Genomic DNA, 24,899 nt, shown 5'->3' on the forward strand with positions numbered 1-24,899 from the left:
GAAAATACTCTGCCCCGGAAGATCCACGAAAGGACGCATTCTGATGCGAAAAAACATATCCTCCGGATACGAATACGAAGATGAGTTCGGCTATTCCCGCGCGGTCCGAGCGGGAAATTTCGTGTTTGTTTCCGGCACAACGGCACGCCAGCCCCATTTGAAAGGCGATGCATATGTTCAGGCACAAGCCGCGCTGGAGACTATATCGCAGGCACTCCAGAAAGCCGATGCTTCGCTTCAGGATGTGGTCAAGACGGTAATCTACGTGCGCGACATGGCCGATGCGCCACTGATCGCGCGCGCGCATTCTGAAAGTTTCGACACATTTCGCCCCGTCAGTACCCTTGTAGAAGTTTCCCGCCTCACGCCAGAAGAGGCCCGGGTCGAAATTGAGGTGACAGCGATCATTCAGGAATAGAGATCACTCACTCCCGCAAAAGGGAGATACGGGTTTCCCTGCACCCGACGGCCCAATCAATGCGACTGTTTCGCCTTGCCTGACGTACAGATCGAGACCGTCGAAGATGGTCTGGTTGCCAAAGGACAGGCCAAGCCCACGTATGTCAATCATGCGCAAGCTCCGGTTGCAGGTCGGATGGCACACGCCCCTCGGCCATCGCATTCAGAGCCGCTTCGCCGGCCATCCTGACAAAAACAATCTCGTCAAACTTCGGAGCCTTTCCATAATATTTCGGGGCTGCCGTCAGGGTGTATCTGCCCCGGGCCAGCTCTGAGCCCCGACGCTCACCCAACTGAAACCGGAGCCGGCGGGTGACTTTTGCCCGCTTGCGCGGAGGGAGCAATGGGCGATTGGCGGAACGTCTCCATTCCGTCGAGCCGATCGCCCATTGCGGTAAGTTGGGTGGCATAGGCCGCGGGAGTCTGGTAGCCGAGCGCCGAATGGGGCCGGGTTGCGTTGTATTCGGCCACCCAGCGGGCGACGACCTCGCGGGCGTGGTCGAGACCGAAGAACAGCGTCTCGTTCAAGAGCTCATCGCGCATCTTCGAATTGAAGGCCTCGCAGATCCCGTTCTGCATCGGCTTGCCGGGCGCGATGAAGTGCCAGGGCACACCTGTCTCTTCGCTCCAGGCCAGCATCGCGTTCGAGGTGAACTCGGTCCCATGGTCGCTGACGATCAGGCCGGGCTTGCCGCGCCGGGCGATGAGGGCTGTCATCTCCCGCGCAACGCGCCGGCCCGAGATCGAGGTGTCGACCACGGCGGCGAGGCATTCCTTGGTGACGTCGTCGATCACATTGAAGATCCGGAAACGGCGCCCTTGGGCGAACTGGTCGTGGACGAAATCGACCGACCAGCGCGCGTTCGGCGCGGCGACCGTCAGGAGCGGCGCCCTTGTGCCCGTCGCCTTCTTCCGTCCCCGCCGCTTGCGCACGGACAGCCCTTCCTCGCGGTAGAGCCGCTGGGTCTTCTTGCGGTTCACGACATGGCCCTCCCGCCTCAGCAGCACGTGCAGCCGCCGGTAGCCGAACCGGCGTCGTTCTAACGCGAGCTCCCGCAGGCGCTCGCGCAGATCGTGATCGTCTGGACGTCGGCTGCGGTAGCGGATCGAGGTCCGGTCCGCGCCGATCACGGCACACGCCCGCCGCGCGCTCATCTCGTGGCACTCTACGAGGATCGCGACGGCTTCGCGCCTGGCGGCGGGCGTCACCACTTTCGCGACAGGAGATCCTTCAGCGCGGCCTGGTCGAGCAGCGACTCCGCGAGGAGCCGCTTGAGCCGGGCGTTCTCATCCTCGAGCGCCTTCAGCCGCTTGGCATCGGACACTTCCATGCCCCCGAACTTTGCCTTCCAGGCGTAGAACGTGGCACTGCCGATGCCGTGCCGACGGCAGAACTCCGCCGTCTTCGCACCGGCATCCTGCTCTCGCAGAATGCCGATGATCTGCTCCTCGGTGAACTTCGATCTCTTCATGGTCCGGTCCTCTCATGGGGCCGGACTCCAGTATCAGATGGAGGAGTTATCAGGGGGCAGAGCAGGCACCTTCTACATCCTATGGACGGCTCTCCCTTTGCAAGCGTTTCGAGGCCGTCATCGAGCGTGACGGGTGCTGACATCTATCCGGCGTCGCCGGTCGATGGGCGCGCCCAAATGGGTAATCCGCGAAGCATGGCCCTAAAAAATGGTCGGCCTCATGGGCCTGGTTCTGTCGCAAACTTCCCTTGCTGTCAGGAAGAGGTAACCCCGAGCGCTATTTACGCCGCTAAGCTGGCGTAGGCCGCGAACGGGCAGCCTTCGCGCAGTTGCCCTGGATCCTGACTGCCAACCAGTTGGCGCCGAAATTCGCAGGCACCCTGCTGGCCTTCACCCACAGCCCGGGAGTGATCCTGCTGATCGTCATGGCGGTGGTGCTGTTGGTGGGCGGTTTCATGGAAACCATCGCCGCGGTCACCATCCTGTCGCCGACGTGCCTTTCGAACGCTGCGTGATCGCCACCGCACCGTTCCTGGTGCCGCTGCTGGGGGTCCTGCTGCTTCTGACCTTCGTACCCGCCCTTTCCATGTGGCTGCCGACGGCGATCTACCGATAGCCCGGTGGAAAGACGAGTAGGGCAGCCACAGAGCCCCATAAACTGTTACGTCAGGATGATCCCGCGTGGCGTACGAAAGCAGCGCATGACGCTCCGGGGTTCTCATTGCCCGCGCGAATGACTAATCCTGAAGGCCAGTAATCGACCCGAAGGACCGTCGCGTTGCGCAAGAAGAAGATCGGACCGCCGACAGGACCAAGGGCCAAGAACACGGCCGAAACGAAGGAGCGTATCCTTCAATCGGCGATCGCCCATTTCGCGCGCGGTGGGCTAAACGGGGCGCGCACCGATGCAATCTCGCGCGATGCCGATGTCGGCAACCGGATGATCTATCACTATTTCGGCGACAAGGAGGGGCTGTACATCGCGGCGCTTGACCATGTTCTGGGGGGGTTGCGGTCGGAGGAACTGAAACTCGATCTCAGCGTGACACCACCGCTCGACGGTCTGCTGACGATGTTCGATTTCACATCCGGCCACTTCGAACGGCATCCCGAACTGGTGCGGCTATTGTCCGCCGAAAACCTGATGGGGGCCAGCTATCTGAAGCGGTCCGAAGCGACGCCCCTTGTCGCGTCGCCCGTTGTCGGCCAGATCCGGGGCCTGCTGGCGCGAGGGGAAGAGGACGGATCGGTGCGCCCCGGTCTGGACGCGCTGCATGTCTACGTACTGATGGTAGCGCTCAGCTATTTCCACCTATCCAACGCGCCTTCCCTGTCGGCGATCTGGAATCAGGACCTGACAGACGACACGTGGAGAGCCGAACACCGCCGCCTTGCACGCCAGATGCTGGGCAGTTTTTTGCGCCCCTAGCGTCCTTACAGTGCCGCCACCGCAGCCTGCCAGCGCATTCCCTGACTAAATTTTGGTCGATTCAAGGGCGCCCCCGATTTCTGCCCCGGTCGGTTTTCGGTCCGATGTGCAAAACTTCCCAATAAAAACAATTAGTTGAGGCTTCGCGCCCGAACACGGGCCCGCAGCGCGTGCTGAAATTTGTGTTGCTTGGACGGAAGCGTCTATCGCTACTAGTAATGAATCAATTACTAAAAGAACATCACAGGGAACGCTTCATGAAACTGCACACTCTCTCTGCCGTCGCGCTTGTGACGGGCACCGCGGCCTTCGCCGAACCGGACATGGACAAGGTCGGGTTCATCTATGTCGGCCCGACAGCCGATTACGGATACAACATGTCCATGGATCTTGGGCGGGCCGATGTCGAAACGGCCTTTCCCGACGTGGAGACACAGGTTTTCGAGGCCATCCCCGAAACGGCCGAAGTCAGCCGGGTGATGGAGCGGATGATCCGGTCGGACACGGGCATCATCTTCGCGACGAGCTATGGCTATCTCGATTACGCCATCGAACTGGGCGAGAAGTATCCAGATGTAAAGTTTCTGCATGCGGGCGGGCTCAAGACCTCGGACAATGTCGGCACCTACTGGGCCGACAGCGACGACGGCATGTACCTTGCCGGCATGGTCGCGGGCCACATGACCGAGACCGACAAGCTGGGTTTCATCGGTGCTTTCCAGATCCCGCAGCTTTTCCGATCAATCAACGCCTTCACCCTTGGCGCCCAGTCGGTGAACCCGGATGTCACCATGACGGTCGTCTGGACCGGCGGCTGGTGGGAGCCGCAGAAGGAAGCCGACGCCGTGACCGCCTTTGCCAACCAGGGCATCGACGTGATCGCCGAACAGGTGGACAGCCCGATCACCATCGCGGAAACGGCGCAGAAGACGGGCACCATGGTTGTGGGCAAGGATGTCGATATCTCGGACCGCGCGGGCGATGTCTGGCTGACCGGCGTGTCGTGGAACTGGGGCCCGATGATGGTCGATCAGGTCAAGGCGATCCAGGATGGCACGTGGGAGCCGTCCCACGTGCGCGGCGATCTGAAAAGCGGGCACGCCGTGCTTGATCCCTTCGGCCCGAAGGTCCCGCAGGACGTGATCGACGAGGTGTTGGCCGCCAAGGAAAAGATCCTGTCCGGAGAGATGGACATCTGGGCAGGGCCGATCGTCGCCCAGTCGGGCAAGACGATCGTGCCCGAAGGGGAAGTCATGGACATGGAAACCATCGAATCAATGGGCTTCATGGTCGACGGCGTGACGGGGTCGGCAAGCTGATGGCCGAACCGAAGATCAACGCCGCCGCGCCCCATGCGATGGGCGCGGCACCGTCCACCGCATGGCAGGTGACGCCCGACCATGTCGACATGACCCGCCCCGCCCGGCCCGTCAGGCCGGTAACGCTTGCGGCAGAGCCTCAAACCATCACCGTCGATGCGTCGAAGACCGCGCTGCTGATCGTCGACATGCAGAACGACTTCTGCACCGAAGGCGGTTGGATGCATTCGCGCGGCATCGACGTCACGCCGAACAGGGCGCCCGTCGACCCCCTGAAGGCGCTTGTTTCGGCCTTCCGGGGCGCAGACATGCCGGTGGTCTGGGTCAACTGGGGGGTCCGAAAGGATCTGCTGAACATCCACCCCTCGCTCCGCCATGCGCACAACCCGACCGGGCTGGAAACCGATCTGGGGCAGCCCGTACCCGGCACACGGTCCGAGATCATCGCGAAGGGCAGCTGGGGCGCGGAAGTGGTGGACGAGATCAATCCCGGCGATGCCGATTACCAGATCACCAAGCACCGCTTCAGCGCCTTCTGGGATTGCGAGACCGATGCCGTGCTTCGCAACCTGGGCATCACGACGCTGCTGATCGGCGGGGTCAATATGGACCAGTGCGTGATGACCACGCTGGAAGACGCATCGTTCCTTGGCTACGACACGATCCTGATAGAAGACGCGACCGCGACGACCTCGCCCGAATATTGCGTTCAGTCGGTTCTCTACAATGTGAAGCTGCTGTTCGGGTTCGTCACCCGGTCGCAAGCCATTCTGGACGGGCTGGCGTCAGGAACATGACGATCGTGACAGAAACCCCCGAAGACCGCCTGTCGCAACTGTTGATCGAACTGCCCCAGGTTCCGCAGCCGACCGGCAGTTTCCAGCCGTTCCGGCGCCATGGCGACATGATCTACCTTGCCGGCCAGACCTGCGAATGGAACGGGCGGATGGTCTATTCTGGCAAGATTGGGCGCGATTTCGATCTGGAAACCGGACAGAAGGCCGCCCGGATCTGCGGACTGAACCTGATCGCCGCCCTGCGCCTTGCCTTGGGCGGGTCGCTGGACGGGGCGGTGGCCTGCATCCGGCTGGGCGGCTTCGTTAACGCAGATCCGGAGTTTCCGTTCGTGCCCAAGGTGATCAACGGCGCCTCGGAACTGATGACCGAAATCTTCGGCCCCGACATCGGCCCGCATGCACGCACGGCCGTGGGCGTGGCGACCCTTCCCCTGAACGCGGCGGTCGAAGTCGATGCAATATTCGCCGTCAGATAACATGGCAGGCACAGCCGCCATCGTGCCGATGGTATCGTTCCGCGGCGTGGTCAAGCGCTTCGGCGCGCTGACCGCCTGCGACGACGTCAGCTTCGACGTGGCCGCAGGCGAGGTCGTGGCCCTTCTGGGGGAAAACGGGGCGGGCAAATCGACCCTGATGAAAACGCTCTACGGAATCCACCCGCCGGACGCGGGGCAAGTGCTGGTGGAAGGCCACCCGGTCGCCTTCACGCGCCCGGCAGAAGCGATGGCCGCCGGTATCGGGATGGTCTTCCAGACCTTTTCCCTTCTGCCCGCCCTGACGGTACGCGACAACCTTGCCATGGCCTGGCCCGGCACGCCCTGGTTCCTTGGGCCGCAGGGCCGGAACGCCCGCGGGGCCCTGACGCGCCTGGCGCAGTTGGCACCGGGCATCGACCCGGATGCGCGGCTTGGCACGCTGTCCACCGGGGAACAGCAGCTGGTCGAACTGACCAAGGTGCTTAACCTCTCCGCGCGGCTGGTGATCCTTGATGAACCGACCTCTGTCCTCACCCCGGCCGAGGCGGAACGGCTCTACGGCCTGATCCGCGACCTTGCCGCGGATGGAGTGGCCGTGGTCCTGATCACCCACAAGCTCGCCGATGTCGAAGCCTGCGCCGACCGGGTTGTCGTGATGCGCCGCGGAAGGATCGCGGGCACCGGCACCGCCAGTGCCATGACGCGGGCCGCGATCGTGGCAATGATGATGGGCGACACCGGTGTCAGGGGCGGCGACCCCCGCGGCCTGCCCCCCCGGCCCGACCTGCCCGCGCGGCCCTATCCGCAATTGCTGCTCCGCGATGTCACGACAGGCACGGCGCCGGCGGATGCGAAGGGCATCACCCTGACCGTGAACCGGGGAGAGATCCTCGGCATCGCCGGGGTCACCGGAAATGGGCAGACGGCGCTGGCCGAAGCCGTCGTCGGCATCCGCGAACTCACCGCGGGCGAGGTTCTGCTGGACGGCAAAACGATCAGCCGCCGACGCCTTGAACCCCGCCAGCCGCTGGCCATCGGCTACGTGCCGGAAAATCCGCGCGAAAACGGCATCGTGCCGGGGCTGAGCCTTGCCGCCAACCTTGCCCTGCGCGGTATTGCCCGCCCCCGCCAGCACACAATGCACCCTGAACAGGTCACGCAATGCCTGACCGACTATGACGTTCGCCCGCCCGATCCCGGCCGGGCGGCCGGCACGCTATCGGGCGGAAACGTCCAGAAGCTTGTTATCGCCCGCGAAACCGGAGAGCAGCGCGATGCCCTTCTGATGGTCTTTCCAACCATGGGCCTCGACATCACGGCCACCGCCTCTGTTTACCACCGGATGGTCGATGCGGCGCGTGCCGGCGCGGCGGTACTGTGGATTTCCGAGGAACTGGATGACCTTCTGGAGCTCGCGCACCGGATCGCCGTGATCCGGGACGGCCGCATTTCTTCGGGACTGCCCGTAACGCCACAAGTCACACGGGCGGAGATCGGGGCACTGATGACCGGAGGGCAGCCATGACACCCACGTCCTCCGGCCGAACCCTGCCCTTTGCGGCAATTGCGCTGGCCACGGCAGCCGTCTTCCTGCTGGCCGCCGCCACGTTCTTCATTGCCATCGGACAAGCCCCGCTCCGAGCCATGATCGACCTTGTCCTGTTCGCCACCGGCGATGCCTTCAGCCGCGTGGAATCGCTCCTGAAGGCCGCGCCGATCCTGCTGTGTGCGATCGCGGCGGCGATCCCCGGGCGGCTTGGCCTGATATCGGTCGGGGCCGAGGGCCAATTGCATCTCGGTGCGATCTTCGGCACCGCGCTTGTCCTCGCGATGCCGCAGGCGCCCGCCATCATCCTGCTGCCAGCCACATTGCTCGCCGCAGCCGTTGGCGGGGCCCTTTGGGGCGGCGTGCCCGGCTGGCTGCGGGGGAGGCTGTCGGTCAACGAAACCATCACGACGCTGGTCATGAACTACCTTGGCATCCTCATGGTGAACGGGTTGGTCTTCGGGCCATGGCGCGACCCCGCCAACCTTGGCTGGCCCGCAACCGCCAGCTTTCCCGATGCGGCCCGATTGCCGGTCCTGCCCGGCACCGGCCTGCATCTGGGGCTTTTTCTTGGCGTACTCCTTGCCCTTGGCTGCGCGTTCGCCTTCTCGCGCGGGATCCGGGCGGAGAGGGTCCGCGTGCTGGCCATGAACCGCAAGGTCGGCGAAACCTACGGGCTGAACTTCCCGCGCTTCGCGGTGATCCTGATGGCCACGGGCGGCGCGGCCGCCGGACTTGCCGGCATTTGCGAGGCGATTGCCGTTCAGGGCCGTCTGCAGCCCGGGCTGTCGCTTGGCTACGGGCTGACCGGGTTCCTTGTCGCGTGGCTTTGCGGGCACCGGTTCCTTTTGATCCTGCCGGTCTCGATCCTTGTCGGCGGGCTGCTGGCGGCCGGAGATTCCCTGCAGCTTTTCCACAAGATCCCCGCCTCGAGCGCGACAATCCTGCAGGGGCTTTTGTTCGTCACGGTCCTTGCCGTTCCCGGTGTTCTGAACAGGCGCGCATCATGACCGAACTTGCGATTGTGTTCTTCGTCTGGGGCTTTGCCTCGCTCGCCAATGCGACGCCACTGATCCTTGTGACGCTTGGTGAAACGCTGGGCCAGCGGACAGGCATCATCAACCTTGGCTGCGAAGGCGGCATGCTGGGCGGCGCCTGCGCCGGGTTCGGCGCGGCGATGGCAACGGGCAATCCGTGGCTCGGGATGATCGCGGGCGCGGCCACGGGCATCTTGTTCGCCGCATTGCACGCCGCGCTGGTTCTGGGGGCCCGCGCGAACCAGCTGGCGTCTGGCATCGCCGTCTGGATGCTAGCGCTGGGGCTCACCTCCTATATCGGGCGCGCCTTCGTGGGCGGCCGGGTCGAGGCGCTGCCATCGCTGGCGGGCACATGGGTCTCCTCACTGCCCCTGGTTGGCCGCGGGCTGGAACAACTGAGCGTTGCGGCCCCGATAGCGATCCTTCTCGTCTTGCTGGCTGTTTGGTGGCTGGAACGGACACGCACCGGCCTGTCGTGGCGCGTGGCTGGCGAATCCGCCCTGATCGCATCGGAAAACGGAATGTCCCCGACGCGGGCGCGGCTGAGCGCGGTACTGGTTGGCGGATGCCTTGCCGGTCTGGGCGGCGCGGTCCTGTCGGTGGACTACACCCAGACCTGGGCCAACGAGATCACCAAGGGCCGCGGCCTGATCGCCGTTGGCCTTGTCATCGTCGCCCGCTGGAACCCGCGTCTTGTCCTGCCGGTCTGCCTGTTGTTCGGCCTTGCCGAAACCGCGGCTGTGCGCCTGCCCGCGATGGGGGTAGAGATGTCGTCCTACCTTCTGTCGGGTCTTCCCTATGCCGTGGTCCTGGCGGCGCTAGTCGCAAACCACCTCGCCTTCGCACCCGCAGCCGCGATGCCCGCGGACCTGAAGAAAGTGTTTGACTGAGATCCACCGCATCAATGGCGCGGGACGGTTTCGGAACGCCTGGGTGCCTTACAGTGACCAAGTATCGTTCGCGAAAAAATTCGCTTGCCGACGGTTGCCGCCGCGAAATTCGGCCGAGCATAACCAATGCAACAGTCCCGCAGGGGTAAGCATCCGGCGTAGGCCGCGGGGAGATCAGCGCCCGTGCTAGGATCCATTTCGCCGAGCTCTCGCAGGTTTTCGATGCCGAACGGAGTGATGCGATGACGCTATCATCGCCGGGGCCGTAGACCCAGATCACGCCATCTTCGGTTTCCATATCGATGGCGTGATCGAAGATCCGGTCGACGGTTTCGCCCAGCTCGGCTGCAACGCGGTCGATGGTCTTGACGGAATACACCTTGTTGAGCTGCATGGTTATGCCGCCTCAGCGAGGGGCCGGCACTTCCAGTTCCAGGGCAGAAGTTACGACACGCGCGAGACGGGCATGTCGGGCAGCCGGGCGAGGACATCGGCCAGCCAAGCCTACGGATCGATGTCGTTCATTTTGGCAGTGACGACAAGGGCGTACATGGCTTCGGCCCGCTCACCGCCGCGCTCGGAGCCGGCAAAGAGCCATGACTTCCGGCCCAGGGCCACGCCGCGCAGGGCGCGTTCGGCCGCATTGTTCGTCAGACAGATGCGCCCGTCATCAAGGAATGCGGTAAAGGCCTGCCACCGGCCCTCTTTCTCGAACATGTAAGTGATCGCCTTGGCCACCTTGTTGTGTCTGGACAGTTTCGCGCGCTCTTCCTGCAGCCAGTCATGGAGATTATCGACTAGGGGACGGGAGAGTTCCTGACGGGCGGCGAGCCGGGCATCGGCATCCAGCCCATTGATCTCGCGCTCGATGTCGAAGATGGCGTCGATCCGTTTCACCGCTTCCAGGGCGATCGGCGAGATCTGATGGGCGGGCTTGCCCTTGCGCACGTTGCCTGCGATGTCGGCCAGTTCGAAGAACTTCCGGCGCGCATGTGCCCAGCACAGCGCGCTGGTCACGGGCCCCGGATCGCTATCAGCGCGGTAAAGATCGTTGTATCCGCCATAGGCGTCGGCCTGCAGCACGCCTGGCTCCGTCGCAAATTTTCTCGTCGGTCACGGTCGAAGCACATCAGGCTCGGTCCAGGCGGCAAGGCTTGCATAGATTGCGAAGGGGCAGGCGTCGCCCAACTGGCCTTTCCTGATCCACCGGTTCAACGTGGTATGGTCGACATGCACCCGCGTTCAGCCAGGATTTCCTCGAGGTCGCGGTACGACACGGCGTATCTGACGTAGAAGAACCCGGCATGTAGGATGACATCCTTGGAAAATGCGCGCCTTTGAACGACACCATCGACGGGCCTCGAGAACTGTCACAGCGATCTTAGGGTATCATGCCGAAGTTTGCGACAGAACCGCACGCCTGTCAGGCCTCGACCGTGGTCGGGACTTCCACAAGGAGCCGATCGTTTTCCACCTTTACCGCGAAGGTCTTCAGCGGTCGCTTGGCGATACGCGACCGCGCTTCGCCCGTGGGCACGTGGAACAGGGCCTGGTGGAGAGGGCATTCGATACAGTCGTCTTCCAGGTAGCCGTCCGACAGCAGGGCGAAGGCGTGGGTACAGACATTGGACGTCGCATAGAACGTATCCTCGATCCGATAGAGCGCGATCAACTCCTCGCCGATCGTCACGCCCAGGACCTCGCCCTCGCCCACCGCTGCCGTTTCGGTCACGTCATGCCATGCCATCNTCGTCCAGCCGCCAGAGCATCTGGGCCGAGCCAAAATCCATGTAGCCCGGCACCGGCGCCGCGATCCGGTGGCCCCGTTCGGCCAGACCCGCGACGACATGCGGTTGAATGCCGGCTTCGAGGTTGATCTCCATCCCCGCCACATGCCGGTGGCGCGGGGTATCGATGGCGGTCTGGGGTTCTCCGCCCGCCGCCAGCAGACGCAGCGCCAGCGCGACCTGCACCTGCGGCTGCATGTTCCCGCCCGACACGCCGATGGCCGCCTGCGGCTGACCGCCCGACGTGATCAGCGACGGCATCAGCGTATGAAGCGGACGCCGGCGCGCCGCCAGCCGGTTCGGGTGGCCGGGGTCAAGCGTGAAGCCGCCCAGCCGGTTGTGAAAACTGATGCCAGTGCCGGGCACGACGACACCCGAGCCGAAGCCCACGAAATTCGATTGCAGGAAAGACACCATCCGCCCGTCGCGGTCGGCCGCGGTAATCGCCACCGTCCCGCCCTGCCCGGGCAGGCCGGGCGTCGACAGTGCCGCCCGGCGCTGGATCTTGGCCGCCCGCCGTGCCGCATGATCCAGGTCCCGCAGGGCTTCGAGCGTCAGGGCCTGTCCGTCGGGGTCACCAAGTGCGGCGGCAATATCGGCCGAAGCGCACTTGAAGGCCTCGATCTGAAGATGCCGGCCTTCGACGCCGTCAGGGTTGCTCCAGGGCGCCTCGAAATGGCCAAGGATGGCCAGGGTAAGCTCGATCACCAGCGCCTGCGCGTTGGGCGGCGCGACGTGCAGATCTGCCCACGAGGCGCCCGGCGGTGACGACGATAGCGCGGGCATCCATTCGGAACGATGCGCCGCCAGATCCTCGCGGGACAGCAGGCCGCCGAACCGGGCCGCGTGCTCCGCCATCTCATCGGCCAAGGGTCCGTCATAGAAGGTACGGCCCCGGGTGCTGGCGATCGCTTCAAGACTGGCGGCAAGGTCGGGCTGGCGGAAGATCATGCCGGGCTGCGGTACGGCACCTTGGGGTAGGTAGGCCTGCGCGAAACCGGGCTGGTCTTTCAGGCCATCGACCTGGATCTGCCAGCGGCCGCGCACACCGGGGGCCAGCGGCGCGCCGTCGCGGGCCCAGTCGATGGCCGGTTCGAAGAGCGTCTCGAACGGCAGGGTGCCGAAGCGGTCCGACAGGTCCACCCAGGCCGCGACAAGGCCAGGGGTGGAGACGCTGGCCCATCCGCGCGCCGGCAGGCGGTCAAGCGCGGCGATGCGGTCATCGGTCCAGGCCATGGGCGCCCGGCCCGAGCCGTTCAGCACCACCGGCGCTTGCCCGGGTTCGGCAACCATGGCAAAGGCATCGCCACCCAGCCCGGTCGAGACCGGTTCCAGCACCACCAGCGCAATGCCGGCGGCCAGGGCCGCATCCACCGCGTTGCCGCCCGCGCGCAGCATCGCAAGCCCCGCCTGCGCGGCGAGGGGATGCGATGTCGCGACCGCTTCGCGGCCGATGGCGGGCGCCCGGGCTGCGGGTTTCCGGCTGTCCCAGCGGACCTCTTTCACGTCAGGCGCTCCGGTCCGGATCAGGCTTTGTCGAGGATTTCCTGGGGCGTGCTGACCACGACCTCGACATAGAGCGGCTTCATCGACGCGGGGCCATCCGCCAGCAGCGGCGCATAATCGGGCTTCAGCTCGGCGATCAGTGGCAGGATTTCCTTGTGCTCGGCGATGCTTTTCCATTCGCCGATCAGGAAGAACCGGTTCGGATCGTCCGCTGCCCGGCAAAGCACGCCGTCGCGCACCTGCGCGGGGGATTTGTGCATCGGGTTGTCGTCGGAATAATCGAACTTCTCGAAGCGCTTGATGAACTCTCCGCCCATCCCGTCCTTAACCTTGAAGTCGAAGATGTGAAGAATGTTGCCCTTGTCGGCAAGCGGGGTCATGGCCATGGGATCGGTCCTTTCGGGTTGGGGTTGGGTCAGGCCTTGGCGTCGCTGCGCACGGGATCCGCGGCAGCAGGTTGGGCCGGTTTCTGTGGAGGCTTCGACGGCGTCGGGCGGGCCGATCCGCGGCGGCTTTCATGCCAGGGGATCAGCTTCGATTCCGCGTATTCCATCGCGTAGTAAAGCCCGGTGCCAATGGCAGAGAGCACGATGATCGAGGCATAGACCCGGTCCACCCGGAACGCGCCTTGCGAGGACAGGATCACGAAGCCAAGCCCGTTTTGCGCGGCCACGAACTCACCCACGATGGCGCCAACAAGCGCCAGCGAGATGGCGACCTTCATGCCCGCCAGGATCGACGGCATCGCATTGGGCAGGCGCAGCTTGATCAGCACCTTGAGTTCCGACCCGCGCATCGCGCGGCCGAGATCGATCAGGTCGGGATGCAGCGAGCGCAGCCCCAGCACCGTGTCGATGACAATGGCAAAGATCGAGATCAGCACCCCCATCGCGATTTTCGACGCGTTGCCCGTTCCCATCCAGATGACGAAAAGCGGCGCCAGTGCCACCTTGGGGACGTTGTTGAGCGTCACCAGCAGGGTATAAAGCGTCCTTTCAAGGAACTTCGAATAGACGATACCGATGGCCATCCCGATGCCCACGACGACGGAGATCACGAAGGCGATCAGCGTGTTGCCCAGCGTGTGCCCGCCGTGGCGCAGGTAAAGTTCGAAATTGCCGAACAGTTCGGACAGGACCATGGGCACCGGCGGCAGGATGATCGGCTTCACGTCGAAGATCATCACCCCGGCCTGCCAGATGGCGAAGATGCCGACGATGGTCCAGATCTGCATGGGGATGTAGCTGAGCGGGTTCTTCATCGGATCAGGGCCTCCGGCTGCTGTGGCCGTCGAGCACGGCTCGCAGATGGCGGGCGATGCTGCCGAATTCGGGCTCTTCCCGGATTTCCAGCGGGCGGGGCCGCGGGAAGGGAATATCGGTGATATCGACGATGCGGCCCGGCTTGTCCGAGATCACGACAACGCGGTCGGACAGGTAGACGGCTTCGTTGATCGAATGGGTCACGAAGACGGCCGTCTTTTCGGGATCGGGCCAAAGCGCCTGCAGTTCAACGTTCAGATCGTCCCGCGTCAGCGCGTCGAGCGCGCCGAAGGGTTCATCCATCAACAGCAGTTGCGGATCGTCGATCATCGCCCGGCAAATGGCCGCGCGCTGGCGCATGCCGCCCGACAGCTCCCAAGGGTTGCGGTCCTCGAACCCGTTCAGGCCGAAGGTCGCCAGAAGCTCCTTCGCGCGGTCGCGCGACGCGCGGGTCCGCCGACCCTTGAATTCGAGGGGAAGCAGGACGTTTTCGATGATGGTCCGCCAGTTCACCAGCGCGTCGCGCTGGAACACGAAGCCCAGCCCGTCAAGTCCGCGCCCAGGCAGCCAGATGCTGCCGTGGGTCGGGTCTTCCAGCCCCGCGATCATCCGCAGAAGCGTGGTCTTTCCGCAGCCCGAGGGCCCTAGAAGGCTGATGAATTCGCCCTTGCGGACATCGAGGTTCACAAGATCGAGCGCCGTCACCGCCCCTTCGCCCGTGCCATAGGTCTTGCCGGCGCCGTCAATTTCGATGGCATAGCTGGTCTGGGCAGGGGCGGTGATGGTATCGCTCATGGATCTGCCGTCTTACTTGGAAACGATGCCGCGACCGTAGTCGGCGTCGTTGTAGTCGGTGCTGATGTAATCGGCGGGATCGGTCCCGGCCGTGATGATGTCGGCGGCCTTCATTTCTTCCAGAACGGTGCCCCATTCATCGGCCGACATGGTGCCCGGGAAGGCGCCGCCACCCGCGTAGTAGGGTTTGTTCAGCTGGAATTCCGCGACCAGCCGTTCGACCGAAGTCGGCGCATCGGGGCGCTGTTTCATCACCGCTTCGGCGGCTTCCTGTTCGTGGCCGTCCAGGATGTATTCCCATGCTGCCGACACGACCGAGGTGAAGCGTTTGATCGCGTCGCCCTTTTCATCCAGCGATTCCGTGTTGGCGATGATGCCGAAGGCCGGCAGGTTCAGCCCGTGATCGGCGAACAGGAAGTAATCGGACTCTCGCTGTTCCTCGACATGGGGCATGTCGCCAGGAACCGTGGTGATGAAGGCATCGGCGTTGCCGGTGGCATAGCTGGAAATCTTGGCCGAGGCTTCGACGCCCACCAGATCGATCTCGGACGGGTCGATGCCATTCATCTTGAAGAAGGGTTCGATGAAGGGCGTCTCGAACGAGCCCGGCGTGTAGATCACTGTCTTGCCCTTAAGGTCTTCCAACGTCTCGATGCCGGAATCCTTGGAATAGATGATCCCCAGCGGGCTTTTCGCCATGTACGAGGCCAGCGCCACCACGTCGAGCCCGGCGGCATTGCCGACAGCGGCCGACGACAGCGCGGCATGACCAAGGTCGAACTGGCCAGTGCCCACGAGGCTGACCGTGGTGGTCGAGCCGTTGCCGTCCTCGATATCGACATCAAGGCCCGCATCTTCGAACCAGCCCTTTTCAACGGCCAGGTGCAGCGGAAGGTGAGCCACGAAGGCAGTCCATTCCAGCCGCATCGTCAGCTCGTCCATGTCCTGGGCTGCGGCGGGGATCGCGGCCAACGGCAGCAGGGCCGTCAGCCCCGCCAACAGGGTCCTGCGGCCGAACCGGCCGGAAAGGAAGGAATGTCTGGTCATTTCACGTCTCCTTGTTGGCCAGTCCGGGTATGCCCGTTCTGGTCGTATTTTATTGTTGGTCTTTCAGTCGGTTGCAGGCCCCGCTTACGGCGGGAACACCACGCAGATCGGCACGCAGACCGTGTCGTAGAGCGCGCACCTTTCCTTCAGCAGAAGCCGGTCGCCTTCGATCACGAAGCGGTCGTGATAAGTGCCGACCTGAAGAATCTCGGTCGGTTCATCCACCAGGGTTTCGAAGATGGAATAGTTGGACCGGGCGGTGACAATATCGCCCTCGCGCCCCAGCACCCGCGTGTTCGAGATCTGGTGCTTGGTGTATCGCGGCGCGAACATCTCGGTGTACTCGATCGCGTAGGCCCGGTCCTTCAGCATGCCCTTGCCCGCGCAGTACATCAGCGACAGCGGCAGACCCGCTTCGGCATTGTCCCGCGCCAACAGCTTGTAGACCGCATCTTCGGTGAAGAACCCGGGCCAGTCGGCAATGCGGCCTTCGTCCAGCGCCTCGGCATAGAGACAGTTGAACTCCTCGACCAGGAAACTCAGCTTCCGCCGGTCGTCCAGCGACAGGGTCGCAGGTTCGGCGATCTGCGGTTCGATCTCGTCGACGTTCACAGACCCATCTCCTTTCGGTACCACGAATACATGCCGCGCAACGCACGGTCGGTGATCACGGTATCGGACGGTTCGTCATCGCGGCCCAGCGGGATCACGCCATCGCGCCCGGCGCCGCGCTGCGCGCCGTCGGCCACGAATTTGATCACCTCGTTGTCGTCGATGCCGATAAACCCGCCGGGGCCGAAGATATTATTCTGCTTCAGCCGGTGTTCCAGCATTTCCGGATCGTCGTCGGCATAGCCGAAGCTGCACCAGATCAGCATGAACTTGTTCGGCCCCATTGGCACGATCTGGCGGGCCGAAAAGATGTTGGTCTGCCGGATCAGGACAAGGTTCGGCCAGACGGTCATCGCGTTGGATGTCCACTGGCTGTCGGATTCCTTGACGTAATTCAGCACCGACGGATCGGCCAGTTGCATCGCGGAATGGAACGATCCGATCTCGGCCGTCGTCTCGTCCGCGTCGGGGCGGCCTTCGGGCCGGCGGTTGCAGGTGGTGCTGTGCCGGCCCGTATCGTCTGTCATCACGAAGGTTTCGTTCGACGCCACGAACAGACCGAATGTGGTCAGGTAAGTGTGTAGCAGCGTCGCGTGATAGGTGTCCTTCAGGTTCTCCTGGTAGAGCTTCCAGTTGCCTTCAAGGATGTTCCGGTGCACGCCCAGCAGCTTCAGCGGACGCCCGTCGAACACGGTGTCGAACTGTTCGACCATCATCGGGCCAAGGTAGTCTTCGAACGGCTCCATGTCGTCCTGCGACGATACGAAGATCGCGCCGTTGCGGGTGGTGACATTCAGGCGGCGCAACGAATTCGCCTCCATGTCGAAGTCCTTGGGCATGCCCCCCTTTCCCTTCACACCCCGGCGGAACGGGACCGAGATCAAGGCGCCGTCAAGGCCATAGGTCCACTGGTGATAGGGACAGATGAAGGTTTCGGTCTTGCCGCGGTAGGTCTTGCAGAACTCGGCCCCGCGGTGGGCGCAGCGGTTCTCGAACGCGTGGATCTCGCCCTCCTCGTCGCGGGTGACGATGATGGGCATGGATCCAAGGTAGGACCGGATATAGCTGCCCGGCTCCGGCACTTCGACCTCAAGGCCACAGTAATTCCAGGTGTGGCCTTGGAAGATGCGCTGCTGCTCAAGCTCGGCGATGTATTCGTCTGTGTAGATCCACTCGGGCACCAGTGTCGGATCGTCGGGCCAGGAATATGCCTTCAGCCGCTCAGCATCGGGCGCCTCCTTGGAGTGATCCGGGAATTGGGTCATGTTGCCCATGTCTAACCTCCGCGTCGGGGCGACCTGCCTCAGGCAGTAAGCCGCCCGTACGTTCTGGGGTCAGCGTGCCCGCCGACAGGCGACCCTGTCAAAACAATCTGTACTATTTTTGAAACAATGCGCCAAACCACCCTTAAATGGGTAATTTATGTGCATTTAATGGGACGAATTCCACCACAGGCTGCATCCAATAGTGGCCTGACCCCATTAGCTGAAGGCAAATCAGGTTTTATGCAAAGAGCGTTGTTCTAGATTCGCCATCTCTGCAGCTCAACCGAGGAGCTACAGATTTTCTGGCGCAAATCCCGAAAACGAAACAGCGCGCCGGAAAAGGCGCGCCGCGGTCGGCATTCCAGAAGGATCGAAGGAGTCAGCCCTCAACCTTGCGGCGGCACCAGCAAAGCCCGGCCATTCACCTTTCGGTTCAGCAGATCGTCCAGTGCCTGTGCCCATTGGTCCAGCGGATAATGCTGGCGCGCACCGGCCGTGATCTTGCCCTCACCGGCCAGCGACAGGATCTCGGCAAAGGCCCCCTGCATCAGTTCCGGCATCCGCTTGCGGTAGTCGGAAACCTGGATTCCCGACACTTCCATGTTCTTCAGCAGCAGATAATTCGCCTTGATCTCGGGGATACGCCCCGCCGCAAAGCCGATGACAACAACGCGCCCGCGCCATGCAACCGCCCGAAGTGCGGCGTCGAAGATATCGCCCCCGATCGGGTCGATCACGATATCCGCGCCCTTCCCGTCCGTCTGCGCCCGGACCTGTTCGCGCACGCTGTTGCGCAGGTCGGGTTGCGACAGGTCCACGATCCCGTCCGCACCGGCAGCGCGGACCTCGGCCTCGCGCGCGGGCGATGAGACCGCCGCGATAACCTTGGCCCCGCGCGCATGGGCCAGCTGGATCGCGGCGTTGCCCACGGCGCCCGTCGCGCCCAGAACCAATACGGTCTCACCCGGCGCAAACCGTCCTCGCTCGAACAGCGACACCCACGCGGTATCGAAGGCAAGCGACAGGACCGCCGCATCCTCGCACGAGACATTGCCAGGCAGCTTGTAGGTGTTCACGACCGGCACGATGGCCTGCCCCGCATAGCCGCCGCTTTCCGCCATCGACAGCACCCGGTCGCCTTCTTCAAACCCGGTCACGTCCGGGCCGACGGCAACAACCGTCCCCGTGGGGCCCTTGCCCGGGGTAAAGGGGCGTTCAGGCAGGAACTGGTATTTGCCGGTGAAAACAAGCGTGTCGACGAAATTCGCGGGAACGAAGGCGACATCGATCAAAAGCTCTCCCGCGCCCGGTTCGGGCAGGGTTATCTCGCGAAAGTTCGCCGCGTCGATAGGGCCGAAATCGTCGATGACGACAGCCTTGGTGGTGGTGTTCATGCCGATCCTCCCGGGTTGTTGAAACTGCCCCGCGCCAGAGCGACAAGGCGCTCGCCTGCGTGGATCTCCACGTCCACCCGGACGACGGATCGGCCCAGGCGGCGGAGCATGGCCGTGGCCGTCAGTTCGACCGCCGGCGCGGCGCGCAGATAATCGACCGACAACGCGATGGTGGGCGCAGGCTGACCCAGCGACACAGCCGCCACGGCGTGGCCCGCGATATCCGCAAGGCTCGCCAGTATACCGCCATGCACGAATTCGGGATCCGTCCCGCCGACCAGCTCGGGCCGGAACGGCAGCGCGATCTGCACCTGCCCGTCTTCCGCCGACAGCGCGCGCAGGCCAAGCCAGGCGTTGAAAGGCGGTCGGGTCAGTTCCTCTTCCAGCCGGGGGATGAGAGACATCACGCCGTCTCAGTGAACCGGACCGGCATGGGCGTCAGCCGTCCGGCATCGATATCGGGAAGCAGGGCGCGTTTCAGCATCTTTCCAGACGCCGACAGAGGGATCTCGTCCACTTCAAGATAGTATTCCGGCATGTCGTACTTCGACAGTCCCGCCTCAAACAGGTGATGCAGCACCGACTGCGGATCCAGCGCGCCGTTCTTGGGCATGACCACAAGACACACCTTCTCGCCCAGCCGTTCGTCGCGCACGCCAAGGGCCGCAACGCGTTCGACTCCGGGATGGCGCATTGTCAGTTGTTCGATCCGCGCGGGGTGAATGTTATGCCCCCCGCGGATGATGATCTCTTTCAACCGGCCGGTCAGCGTAAGGTAGCCGTCGGCATCCATGCGCCCCAGGTCGCCGGTCATGAACCAGCCATCCGCGTTGAAGGCCCGTTCGGTCGCCGCCTGATCGTCAAAGTAACCCATCATCAGGCTGGCCCCGCGGCCGCCGACATGGCCGATTTCGCCCGCAGGGAGAACGCGGTTCGGATCGTCGATGGCAAATACTTTCACTTCATAGCCGGGGCAGGACCGGCCCGATGTGCCCACCACGCGGTCCGGCGTATCGCCCGGGCGCGTGTAGTGATGCGAGCAAGCCTCTGTCATACCATAGCCCGATTGCGGCGTGATACCCTGACCGATCAGGCGTTCGACCACCCAGGCCGGCACCGCGGCGCCGGAAATCCGGAAGCCCCGGAGGTCGGGCAGCGCCGGTTTCGGGCCGCCGTCGGCTTCGATTTCTGCCAGCAGATCCATCGCATGGGCCGGGACACCGAACAGGAACGTCGCCTTCAGATCCCGCAGCCTGTTCAGCAGCGGCCTGCCGCGGGGCAAGTCGTGGATCACCAGCTCTCCGCCCGTCAGAAGCGTCAGCACCAGCGCCCCGAAGCCCAGGTTGTGGCTGAGCGGACCCAGCGAATACGTCACGCTGGTCGCATCGAACCCCCAGTCGCCGGCCAGCGCACGGGCATTGGCCAGCAGCGTGTTCGACGAGTGCATGACGCCCTTTGGCTCGCCCGTGGTACCGGAGGTGAAGGCGAGGTAGACGATATCGGTTCCATCGCGGTTTGCTGTGACCTTTTCGGAGCCCAGATCCAGCGCGACCCCAATGTCTTCGGCCGTGCGGGGCGCGGCGCGGGACAGGACGCAGGTATAGGCCAGGTCGGCCGCTTCGGCAGCCCCTGTCAGGATGTCGTGACGATCCGCATCGGCGCCGAACCCGGCTTCGACGATCAGGGCGCGCGCGCGCATGCGGCCTAGCAGTGCGCAGATCTCGCCCACGGTATGATTGCGGTGAAGCGATGGGCACAGGACGAATCCCCCCGCCGCGCAGGCCGACAGAAGGACAGACACTTCGGCGCGGCTGCTGACCCATGCCGCAACCCGGTCGCCCGGCTTCAGGCCCGCTGTCGCCAGCCGCGCGGCCATGCGGGCGGACAGATCGGCCAGCGCGCCGTAGGTCAGCGCAATCCCGTGGTCGAGGATAGCGACGCGGTCCGGTTGCTGCGCCGCATGGCGACAGACGCAATCGTAGATCGTGTCGTCAGACCAGAAACCCGCCCTAGTAAAGTGCTCGACCATGTCGGGCGACAGTCGGGTGAGCATGTTCTGGGGGGAAAGAGGCTGGTCTTCTGCCATCTGGTCCTCTGTTTCAGGATCGGGATAGACCCGAATTTAGTTCCATTTCTGGTACTCTAGCACCGGAACCGTTTCAATAACAAAATCTCTCTTTGGAAAATTCCGTTTCCTGTACGGTTTCAACGCCTAAAAAGTCAGCGTCACCTTGGGCCTGGTCAGCCCCTCAGACGCTCCAGATGGCGCGCGGCATCCAGAAGTCGCACATCCGCCCAGGGCCGCGCGACCAGTTGCACGCCGATCGGCAAACCTGCAATTCCGGCTCCGAAAGGCACGGTCACTGCGGGACAGCGCAGGGTGCTCCATAACTCCTGAAGACGCGGGTCGCCGGTGCTGGCCAGGCCTTCGGGTGCGACGCCCGGCGTGACGGCCGTCAGAAGAACGTCGCTGCCGCCGAACAGTTCGCCAATCCGGGATCGGGCGGTGTCCAGGGCCGCAGCAGAGGTGGAATAGGCAGCGCCGTCCACGTTCTGCCCCCGCGCGAAAACCTCTTGCGATTCGGGGCGCGCGCCGTCGATCACGACGGCCCAGCTTTCCATGTTTCCAGCCCTTTCAAAGGCGTTGACCAGTCTGCGGTGGGCGGTCAGGTCCTCGAACCCCGGCGGCAGGTTGCGCTCCACGACAACGATACCGGCCCGCGCGAACGCGGTGGCCGCGGCTTCAACGATGGCGGCCGCCTCGTCGGACACGGTGTCCCACAAGTGGGTCCGGCAAAGCCCGATCGACAACGGCGCATCGGGCGCCACGGGCGATGGGAGATGCATCATCGCGGCGTGGATCTCGGCCAGGTCATCCGCGGAACGTGCGATGGCGCCGACCGCGTCGAAGCCGTGCGCCGCGGGGAGCATCCCCGACACGGGCCAGGCGCCGTGAGTCGGCTTGAACCCGGCGACACCACAGAACGCCGCCGGACGCAGGACGGACCCGCCTGTCTGCGTGCCAAGCGCAAAGGTGGCCATGCCTGCCGCCACCGCTGCCGCCGATCCACTGGAGGAGCCCCCGGGCGTGCGCCCAGAATCCATAGGGTGACAGGTCGCCGGCGCGGCCGTTCCAGCGAACTCCGCCGTGGCGGTCTTGCCCAGAACGATGGCCCCTGCCCGGCGTAACCGCGCGACAGAGCCCGCATCAAACGGCGGCACATGCCCGGAATACAGCGCACTGCCGTGTTCGGTCGGCATGTTTGCGGTGTCCAGAACGTCCTTCACGCCGAAGGGAATCCCGGCCAACCGGCCTTGCGCTCCCGCCGCGGCTTCTTTCAGCGCGGAATCCGCCGCCACATGTACAAAGGCCCCAATCGCGCCATCCCGGACGGCGATCCGGTCCAAATGCGCCTCGATCACGGCCGGAATGGTCAGACGCCCGGTGGCGATTTCGGTCCGAAGGGTGGCGATGTCGGCTTGGGTCGGGTCCATGGATGGCCTCGGGAATGTTCCGTTTCTGGCACGGTTTCCGGCATTTGATCCGCACGCAAGCGAAATGCAACACGCCGTCGGTTCCGAATTGCCCACGACGCGCGGTTTTGGTTCAGTCTGGGCAACGACACAATGTGAACGGGGTCAGCGGTGAGCGTCCAGTACGAAGAAATCGGCAAACGGTTGCGGGCGTTCCGCCTTGGCTCGGGCATGAGCGCGGAAGAAGTGGCACGGCGGATCGGCATCTCGCGCACCGCGGTCTATCGGTTCGAGAAGGGCGAGGTCGTCAAGATCGAGGCGCTAACCGGGTTGGCAGACCTGCTGAATGTCTCGCTGGCGACACTGCTGGGGGTCGAGATCGAATACATCCCGTCGGCCGTCACGTACTTCGAACGACTGCGGCAGCTGGAGGCCGAGGCGAACCAGATCATCGTGCTGGCGGGGCCGATTTCCTTCCTGCTGGCATCGGATGACTTTCACGAAGCCCTTGAACGGTTGTTGAAAGAAAGCGTGCCCGAAGGGGCAGATCATCGGGACCGGACCCTGGCAGATATCGACCGGATCGTCGAAATCCTTCATGAAAGAAAGCGCAATTACCTGGCACGACGGCCTACCGTGGTAAACTTGATGTCGGCCCACGACATCGTGCGCCTGCTGCGGTCGGGCTTCGTGGGCCAACCCTTTGTGCCCCCTGATGACCTTGAAGAACGCCGCGCCCGCGCCCGGCGCGAAGTGATCCATTTCATCGACCTGATCGAAAGCGAACCGATCGGCATCCAGGTTGGCCTGATCACCGGTACCCTCCCCCACACCAGCTTTCAGATCTTCCGCAAGGGCGATTCCAAGACGCTGTCGATCAGCCCATTCCGGCTGGGGGAACAGCCCAACATCCGGCTGGGGGTGGCTACGATCACCAACACGTCCGAAGCGATCTTGCTGCACGAAGGTATCGTGGACCAGATGTGGCGCGAGGCCCTGAAAGGGCGGGAAGCCGCGAATTATCTGCGCGGATTGCTGGAAGCCGTAGACCGCGAGAACGGTCACCTTGGGGGGTGAGAGCTGAATCCAGGGCCTCCATTCTGCACGAATTTTAGGCAAATTCGCTTACGCATAGGGCGGCGAGACCCCCATGCGCGCCACGGTTGTGGCCCACAAAAGTAAATTCGTACCATTTTTGAGATTTCTCTGGGCGATAGCCCAATCCTGTGCTTCGCTTGAGGAGAGACATGGATCGTTCATGTCCCACTCCGCCATTCGGAGCCATCGCCCCTGTCGTCATTTCGGTCGGGGCCAATGACACTCAGACAGGGTTGGAATATGAAGTTCTCAGCAATTGCCACTACCACCGCGCTTTGCCTTGGTGCCGCGGTCTCGACGCCGGTATCGGCGCAGGAAATCAACGAATCCGTCTGCGGCGCCAGCCCAGGCGGGCTCTGGTCGCTGGTCGGCGCGGGGCTAGATGCCGCCGTGAAGGAAGAGCGTCCCGGCTCCACCATCACCTACCAGACGTCATCCGGCGGTCTGGCCAACGTGGTGCAGGTCCAGAAGGGCACCTGCGCGCTTGGCATGGCCAATGACGGCGACCTGGCTTTCGCCAGCGCCGGGACGGAACCGTTCAAGGAACCGGTCGAGGGCCTGCGCGCCATTGCCGTCCTGTATGACTGGGCGCCGGTCTGGTGGATCGCCCGCCGCGACTTTGCGGAAAAGTACGGGCTGGAAGACCTGAACGACCTCGTCGAAGCCAAGCCGCCGGTGCGTCTGGTGTTCAACCGCCGCGGCCTTCTGACCTCGGCCATCACCGAATCCACGCTGGAGGCGCTTGGCGTCAGCCTTGAGGATGTCGAATCCTGGGGCGGCTCGGTCCAGTTTCAAGCGTCGGGCGAACAGACAGGCCTGATGCGCGACGGCCGGGTCGATCTGCTGGCCAACACTTTGTTCGAAGGACATTCGTCGCTGGCGCAGATGTCGGAAGCGACCGATCTGAAACTGCTGGCGGTGCCCGACGATGCGGCCGCCGCCGTGATCGAGAAGTACAAGCTGAAGCCCTGGACCATCGCAGCCGATGCCAACCCCGGCGGCGACGGTGATGTCCAGACGGTGACGACCTCGATCATCCTCTTTGCAACCGAAGACATGGACGACGACGCGGCCTATGCCGTGACCAAGGCGATGCTCGACCATCCGGGTTCGATGGCGGCCGTCAGCTCGGCCATGTCGCGGTTCACGCCGGAGGGCATGATCGCTCAGGATGTCGTTCCGTTCCATGAAGGCGCACTGCGCGCCTACAAGGAAGCCGGGCTCATGTAGCCGG

At 63.8% G+C, this 24,899-nt stretch carries 24 protein-coding genes and 2 pseudogenes; 11 read left to right on the top strand and 15 right to left on the bottom strand.

Going from position 1 to position 24,899, the window contains the following annotated elements:
* Positions 1-43 precede the first annotated feature (43 nt).
* Complete coding sequence (locus D4754_RS17235; protein ID WP_121066146.1) at positions 44-418, top strand: RidA family protein; 375 nt, start codon at positions 44-46, stop codon at positions 416-418.
* Positions 419-744: 326 nt separating this feature from the next.
* On the opposite strand, the gene D4754_RS17240 is transcribed toward D4754_RS17235, so the two are convergent.
* Positions 745-1,931, bottom strand: a protein-coding gene (locus D4754_RS17240) for an IS3 family transposase (protein WP_420837219.1) whose coding sequence is annotated in 2 segments (ribosomal slippage) — positions 745-1,673 and positions 1,673-1,931 — 1,188 coding nt in all. Because the reading frame shifts where the segments join, the coding sequence is not laid out codon by codon here.
* A 329-nt stretch (positions 1,932-2,260) separates the two neighbouring features.
* On the opposite strand from D4754_RS17240, the gene D4754_RS24420 reads away from it, so the two are divergent.
* From D4754_RS24420 to D4754_RS17280, 8 genes are all read left to right on the top strand, one after another.
* Positions 2,261-2,446 (top strand): TRAP transporter large permease subunit, encoded by a 186-nt coding sequence (locus D4754_RS24420; RefSeq protein ID WP_240453926.1) that lies wholly within the window; start codon positions 2,261-2,263, stop codon positions 2,444-2,446.
* A gap of 263 nt (positions 2,447-2,709) precedes the next feature.
* A complete protein-coding gene (locus tag D4754_RS17250) occupies positions 2,710-3,360 on the top strand; it encodes a TetR/AcrR family transcriptional regulator (protein WP_121066152.1) in 651 nt (216 codons plus the stop codon).
* Positions 3,361-3,617: 257 nt separating this feature from the next.
* Positions 3,618-4,679: a BMP family ABC transporter substrate-binding protein gene (locus D4754_RS17255; protein WP_163025954.1), complete on the top strand. Its 1,062-nt coding sequence runs from the start codon at positions 3,618-3,620 to the stop codon at positions 4,677-4,679.
* Positions 4,679-5,476, top strand: coding sequence for a cysteine hydrolase family protein (locus D4754_RS17260; RefSeq protein WP_205589656.1), 798 nt, complete (start codon positions 4,679-4,681; stop codon positions 5,474-5,476). Before D4754_RS17255 ends, D4754_RS17260 begins: the two co-directional genes overlap by 1 nt.
* Positions 5,473-5,952, top strand: coding sequence for a RidA family protein (locus D4754_RS17265; protein WP_240453927.1), 480 nt, complete (start codon positions 5,473-5,475; stop codon positions 5,950-5,952). The genes D4754_RS17260 and D4754_RS17265 overlap by 4 nt, the downstream gene beginning before the upstream one ends.
* A 1-nt stretch (position 5,953) precedes the next feature.
* Entirely contained in the window at positions 5,954-7,477 is a 1,524-nt protein-coding gene (locus D4754_RS17270) for an ABC transporter ATP-binding protein (RefSeq protein ID WP_163025955.1), read from the top strand.
* Positions 7,474-8,508 carry an ABC transporter permease gene (locus D4754_RS17275; RefSeq protein WP_121066161.1) on the top strand — a complete coding sequence of 345 codons (1,035 nt, stop codon included), beginning with the start codon at positions 7,474-7,476 and terminating at the stop codon, positions 8,506-8,508. Before D4754_RS17270 ends, D4754_RS17275 begins: the two co-directional genes overlap by 4 nt.
* The gene (locus tag D4754_RS17280) at positions 8,505-9,425 is read left to right on the top strand and encodes an ABC transporter permease (protein WP_121066164.1); all 921 of its coding nucleotides are present in this window, start codon (positions 8,505-8,507) and stop codon (positions 9,423-9,425) included. The genes D4754_RS17275 and D4754_RS17280 overlap by 4 nt, the downstream gene beginning before the upstream one ends.
* A 444-nt stretch (positions 9,426-9,869) precedes the next feature.
* On the opposite strand, the pseudogene tnpC reads toward D4754_RS17280, so the two are convergent.
* The 14 genes and pseudogenes from tnpC to D4754_RS17355 form a co-directional block, all read right to left on the bottom strand.
* Positions 9,870-10,538: pseudogene (gene tnpC, locus D4754_RS17290) on the bottom strand (IS66 family transposase); the annotation flags it as partial.
* A gap of 81 nt (positions 10,539-10,619) precedes the next feature.
* Positions 10,620-10,776: pseudogene (locus D4754_RS17295) on the bottom strand (IS6-like element ISPmar1 family transposase); the annotation flags it as partial.
* Between the two features lie 72 nt (positions 10,777-10,848).
* Positions 10,849-11,157: a non-heme iron oxygenase ferredoxin subunit gene (locus D4754_RS17300; RefSeq protein ID WP_205589657.1), complete on the bottom strand. Its 309-nt coding sequence runs from the start codon at positions 11,155-11,157 to the stop codon at positions 10,849-10,851.
* A 1-nt stretch (position 11,158) separates the two neighbouring features.
* A complete protein-coding gene (locus D4754_RS17305) occupies positions 11,159-12,610 on the bottom strand; it encodes a gamma-glutamyltransferase family protein (protein WP_476727332.1) in 1,452 nt (483 codons plus the stop codon).
* Between the two features lie 128 nt (positions 12,611-12,738).
* Positions 12,739-13,104, bottom strand: a complete 366-nt coding sequence (locus D4754_RS17310) for an antibiotic biosynthesis monooxygenase family protein (protein ID WP_121066173.1) — start codon at positions 13,102-13,104, stop codon at positions 12,739-12,741.
* A gap of 29 nt (positions 13,105-13,133) precedes the next feature.
* The gene (locus D4754_RS17315) at positions 13,134-13,979 is read right to left on the bottom strand and encodes an ABC transporter permease (RefSeq protein WP_121066175.1); all 846 of its coding nucleotides are present in this window, start codon (positions 13,977-13,979) and stop codon (positions 13,134-13,136) included.
* A 4-nt stretch (positions 13,980-13,983) separates the two neighbouring features.
* Entirely contained in the window at positions 13,984-14,775 is a 792-nt protein-coding gene (locus D4754_RS17320; RefSeq protein WP_121066178.1) for an ABC transporter ATP-binding protein, read from the bottom strand.
* 12 nt (positions 14,776-14,787) lie between these two features.
* On the bottom strand, positions 14,788-15,822 hold the full coding sequence (locus D4754_RS17325; protein WP_121066181.1) for an ABC transporter substrate-binding protein: 1,035 nt from the start codon (positions 15,820-15,822) through the stop codon (positions 14,788-14,790).
* 84 nt (positions 15,823-15,906) lie between these two features.
* On the bottom strand, positions 15,907-16,434 hold the full coding sequence (locus D4754_RS17330) for an aromatic-ring-hydroxylating dioxygenase subunit beta (protein WP_163025956.1): 528 nt from the start codon (positions 16,432-16,434) through the stop codon (positions 15,907-15,909).
* On the bottom strand, positions 16,431-17,708 hold the full coding sequence (locus D4754_RS17335; protein ID WP_121066185.1) for an aromatic ring-hydroxylating oxygenase subunit alpha: 1,278 nt from the start codon (positions 17,706-17,708) through the stop codon (positions 16,431-16,433). The genes D4754_RS17330 and D4754_RS17335 overlap by 4 nt, the downstream gene beginning before the upstream one ends.
* Positions 17,709-18,085: 377 nt before the next feature.
* Positions 18,086-19,093, bottom strand: a complete 1,008-nt coding sequence (locus tag D4754_RS17340; protein WP_121066188.1) for an NADPH:quinone oxidoreductase family protein — start codon at positions 19,091-19,093, stop codon at positions 18,086-18,088.
* Positions 19,090-19,497, bottom strand: a complete 408-nt coding sequence (locus D4754_RS17345) for a PaaI family thioesterase (RefSeq protein ID WP_121066191.1) — start codon at positions 19,495-19,497, stop codon at positions 19,090-19,092. The genes D4754_RS17340 and D4754_RS17345 overlap by 4 nt, the downstream gene beginning before the upstream one ends.
* Entirely contained in the window at positions 19,497-21,146 is a 1,650-nt protein-coding gene (locus D4754_RS17350; protein ID WP_121066420.1) for a class I adenylate-forming enzyme family protein, read from the bottom strand. Before D4754_RS17350 ends, D4754_RS17345 begins: the two co-directional genes overlap by 1 nt.
* A 188-nt stretch (positions 21,147-21,334) precedes the next feature.
* Positions 21,335-22,588 carry an amidase gene (locus D4754_RS17355; protein WP_121066194.1) on the bottom strand — a complete coding sequence of 418 codons (1,254 nt, stop codon included), beginning with the start codon at positions 22,586-22,588 and terminating at the stop codon, positions 21,335-21,337.
* Between the two features lie 150 nt (positions 22,589-22,738).
* On the opposite strand from D4754_RS17355, the gene D4754_RS17360 reads away from it, so the two are divergent.
* Positions 22,739-23,644 (top strand): helix-turn-helix domain-containing protein, encoded by a 906-nt coding sequence (locus tag D4754_RS17360; RefSeq protein ID WP_121066197.1) that lies wholly within the window; start codon positions 22,739-22,741, stop codon positions 23,642-23,644.
* 261 nt (positions 23,645-23,905) lie between these two features.
* The gene (locus D4754_RS17365) at positions 23,906-24,895 is read left to right on the top strand and encodes a TAXI family TRAP transporter solute-binding subunit (protein ID WP_163025957.1); all 990 of its coding nucleotides are present in this window, start codon (positions 23,906-23,908) and stop codon (positions 24,893-24,895) included.
* Positions 24,896-24,899: the final 4 nt, after the last annotated feature.

Origin of the sequence: Chachezhania antarctica, assembly GCF_003646465.1 — a bacterium.
In the GTDB taxonomy this organism is placed as follows: Bacteria; Pseudomonadota; Alphaproteobacteria; order Rhodobacterales; family Rhodobacteraceae; genus Chachezhania; species Chachezhania antarctica.

Coding starts and splice junctions, on each gene's coding strand:
- D4754_RS17235 (WP_121066146.1), top strand. CDS start 44: ATGCGAAAAAACATATCCTCCGGATACGAATACGAAGATGAGTTCGGC.
- D4754_RS17255 (WP_163025954.1), top strand. CDS start 3,618: ATGAAACTGCACACTCTCTCTGCCGTCGCGCTTGTGACGGGCACCGCG.
- D4754_RS17260 (WP_205589656.1), top strand. CDS start 4,679: ATGGCCGAACCGAAGATCAACGCCGCCGCGCCCCATGCGATGGGCGCG.
- D4754_RS17265 (WP_240453927.1), top strand. CDS start 5,473: ATGACGATCGTGACAGAAACCCCCGAAGACCGCCTGTCGCAACTGTTG.
- D4754_RS17270 (WP_163025955.1), top strand. CDS start 5,954: ATGGCAGGCACAGCCGCCATCGTGCCGATGGTATCGTTCCGCGGCGTG.
- D4754_RS17275 (WP_121066161.1), top strand. CDS start 7,474: ATGACACCCACGTCCTCCGGCCGAACCCTGCCCTTTGCGGCAATTGCG.
- D4754_RS17280 (WP_121066164.1), top strand. CDS start 8,505: ATGACCGAACTTGCGATTGTGTTCTTCGTCTGGGGCTTTGCCTCGCTC.
- D4754_RS17310 (WP_121066173.1), bottom strand. CDS start 13,104: ATGGCCATGACCCCGCTTGCCGACAAGGGCAACATTCTTCACATCTTC.
- D4754_RS17315 (WP_121066175.1), bottom strand. CDS start 13,979: ATGAAGAACCCGCTCAGCTACATCCCCATGCAGATCTGGACCATCGTC.
- D4754_RS17320 (WP_121066178.1), bottom strand. CDS start 14,775: ATGAGCGATACCATCACCGCCCCTGCCCAGACCAGCTATGCCATCGAA.
- D4754_RS17325 (WP_121066181.1), bottom strand. CDS start 15,822: ATGACCAGACATTCCTTCCTTTCCGGCCGGTTCGGCCGCAGGACCCTG.
- D4754_RS17335 (WP_121066185.1), bottom strand. CDS start 17,708: ATGGGCAACATGACCCAATTCCCGGATCACTCCAAGGAGGCGCCCGAT.
- D4754_RS17340 (WP_121066188.1), bottom strand. CDS start 19,093: ATGAACACCACCACCAAGGCTGTCGTCATCGACGATTTCGGCCCTATC.
- D4754_RS17345 (WP_121066191.1), bottom strand. CDS start 19,497: ATGTCTCTCATCCCCCGGCTGGAAGAGGAACTGACCCGACCGCCTTTC.
- D4754_RS17350 (WP_121066420.1), bottom strand. CDS start 21,146: ATGCTCACCCGACTGTCGCCCGACATGGTCGAGCACTTTACTAGGGCG.
- D4754_RS17355 (WP_121066194.1), bottom strand. CDS start 22,588: ATGGACCCGACCCAAGCCGACATCGCCACCCTTCGGACCGAAATCGCC.
- D4754_RS17365 (WP_163025957.1), top strand. CDS start 23,906: ATGAAGTTCTCAGCAATTGCCACTACCACCGCGCTTTGCCTTGGTGCC.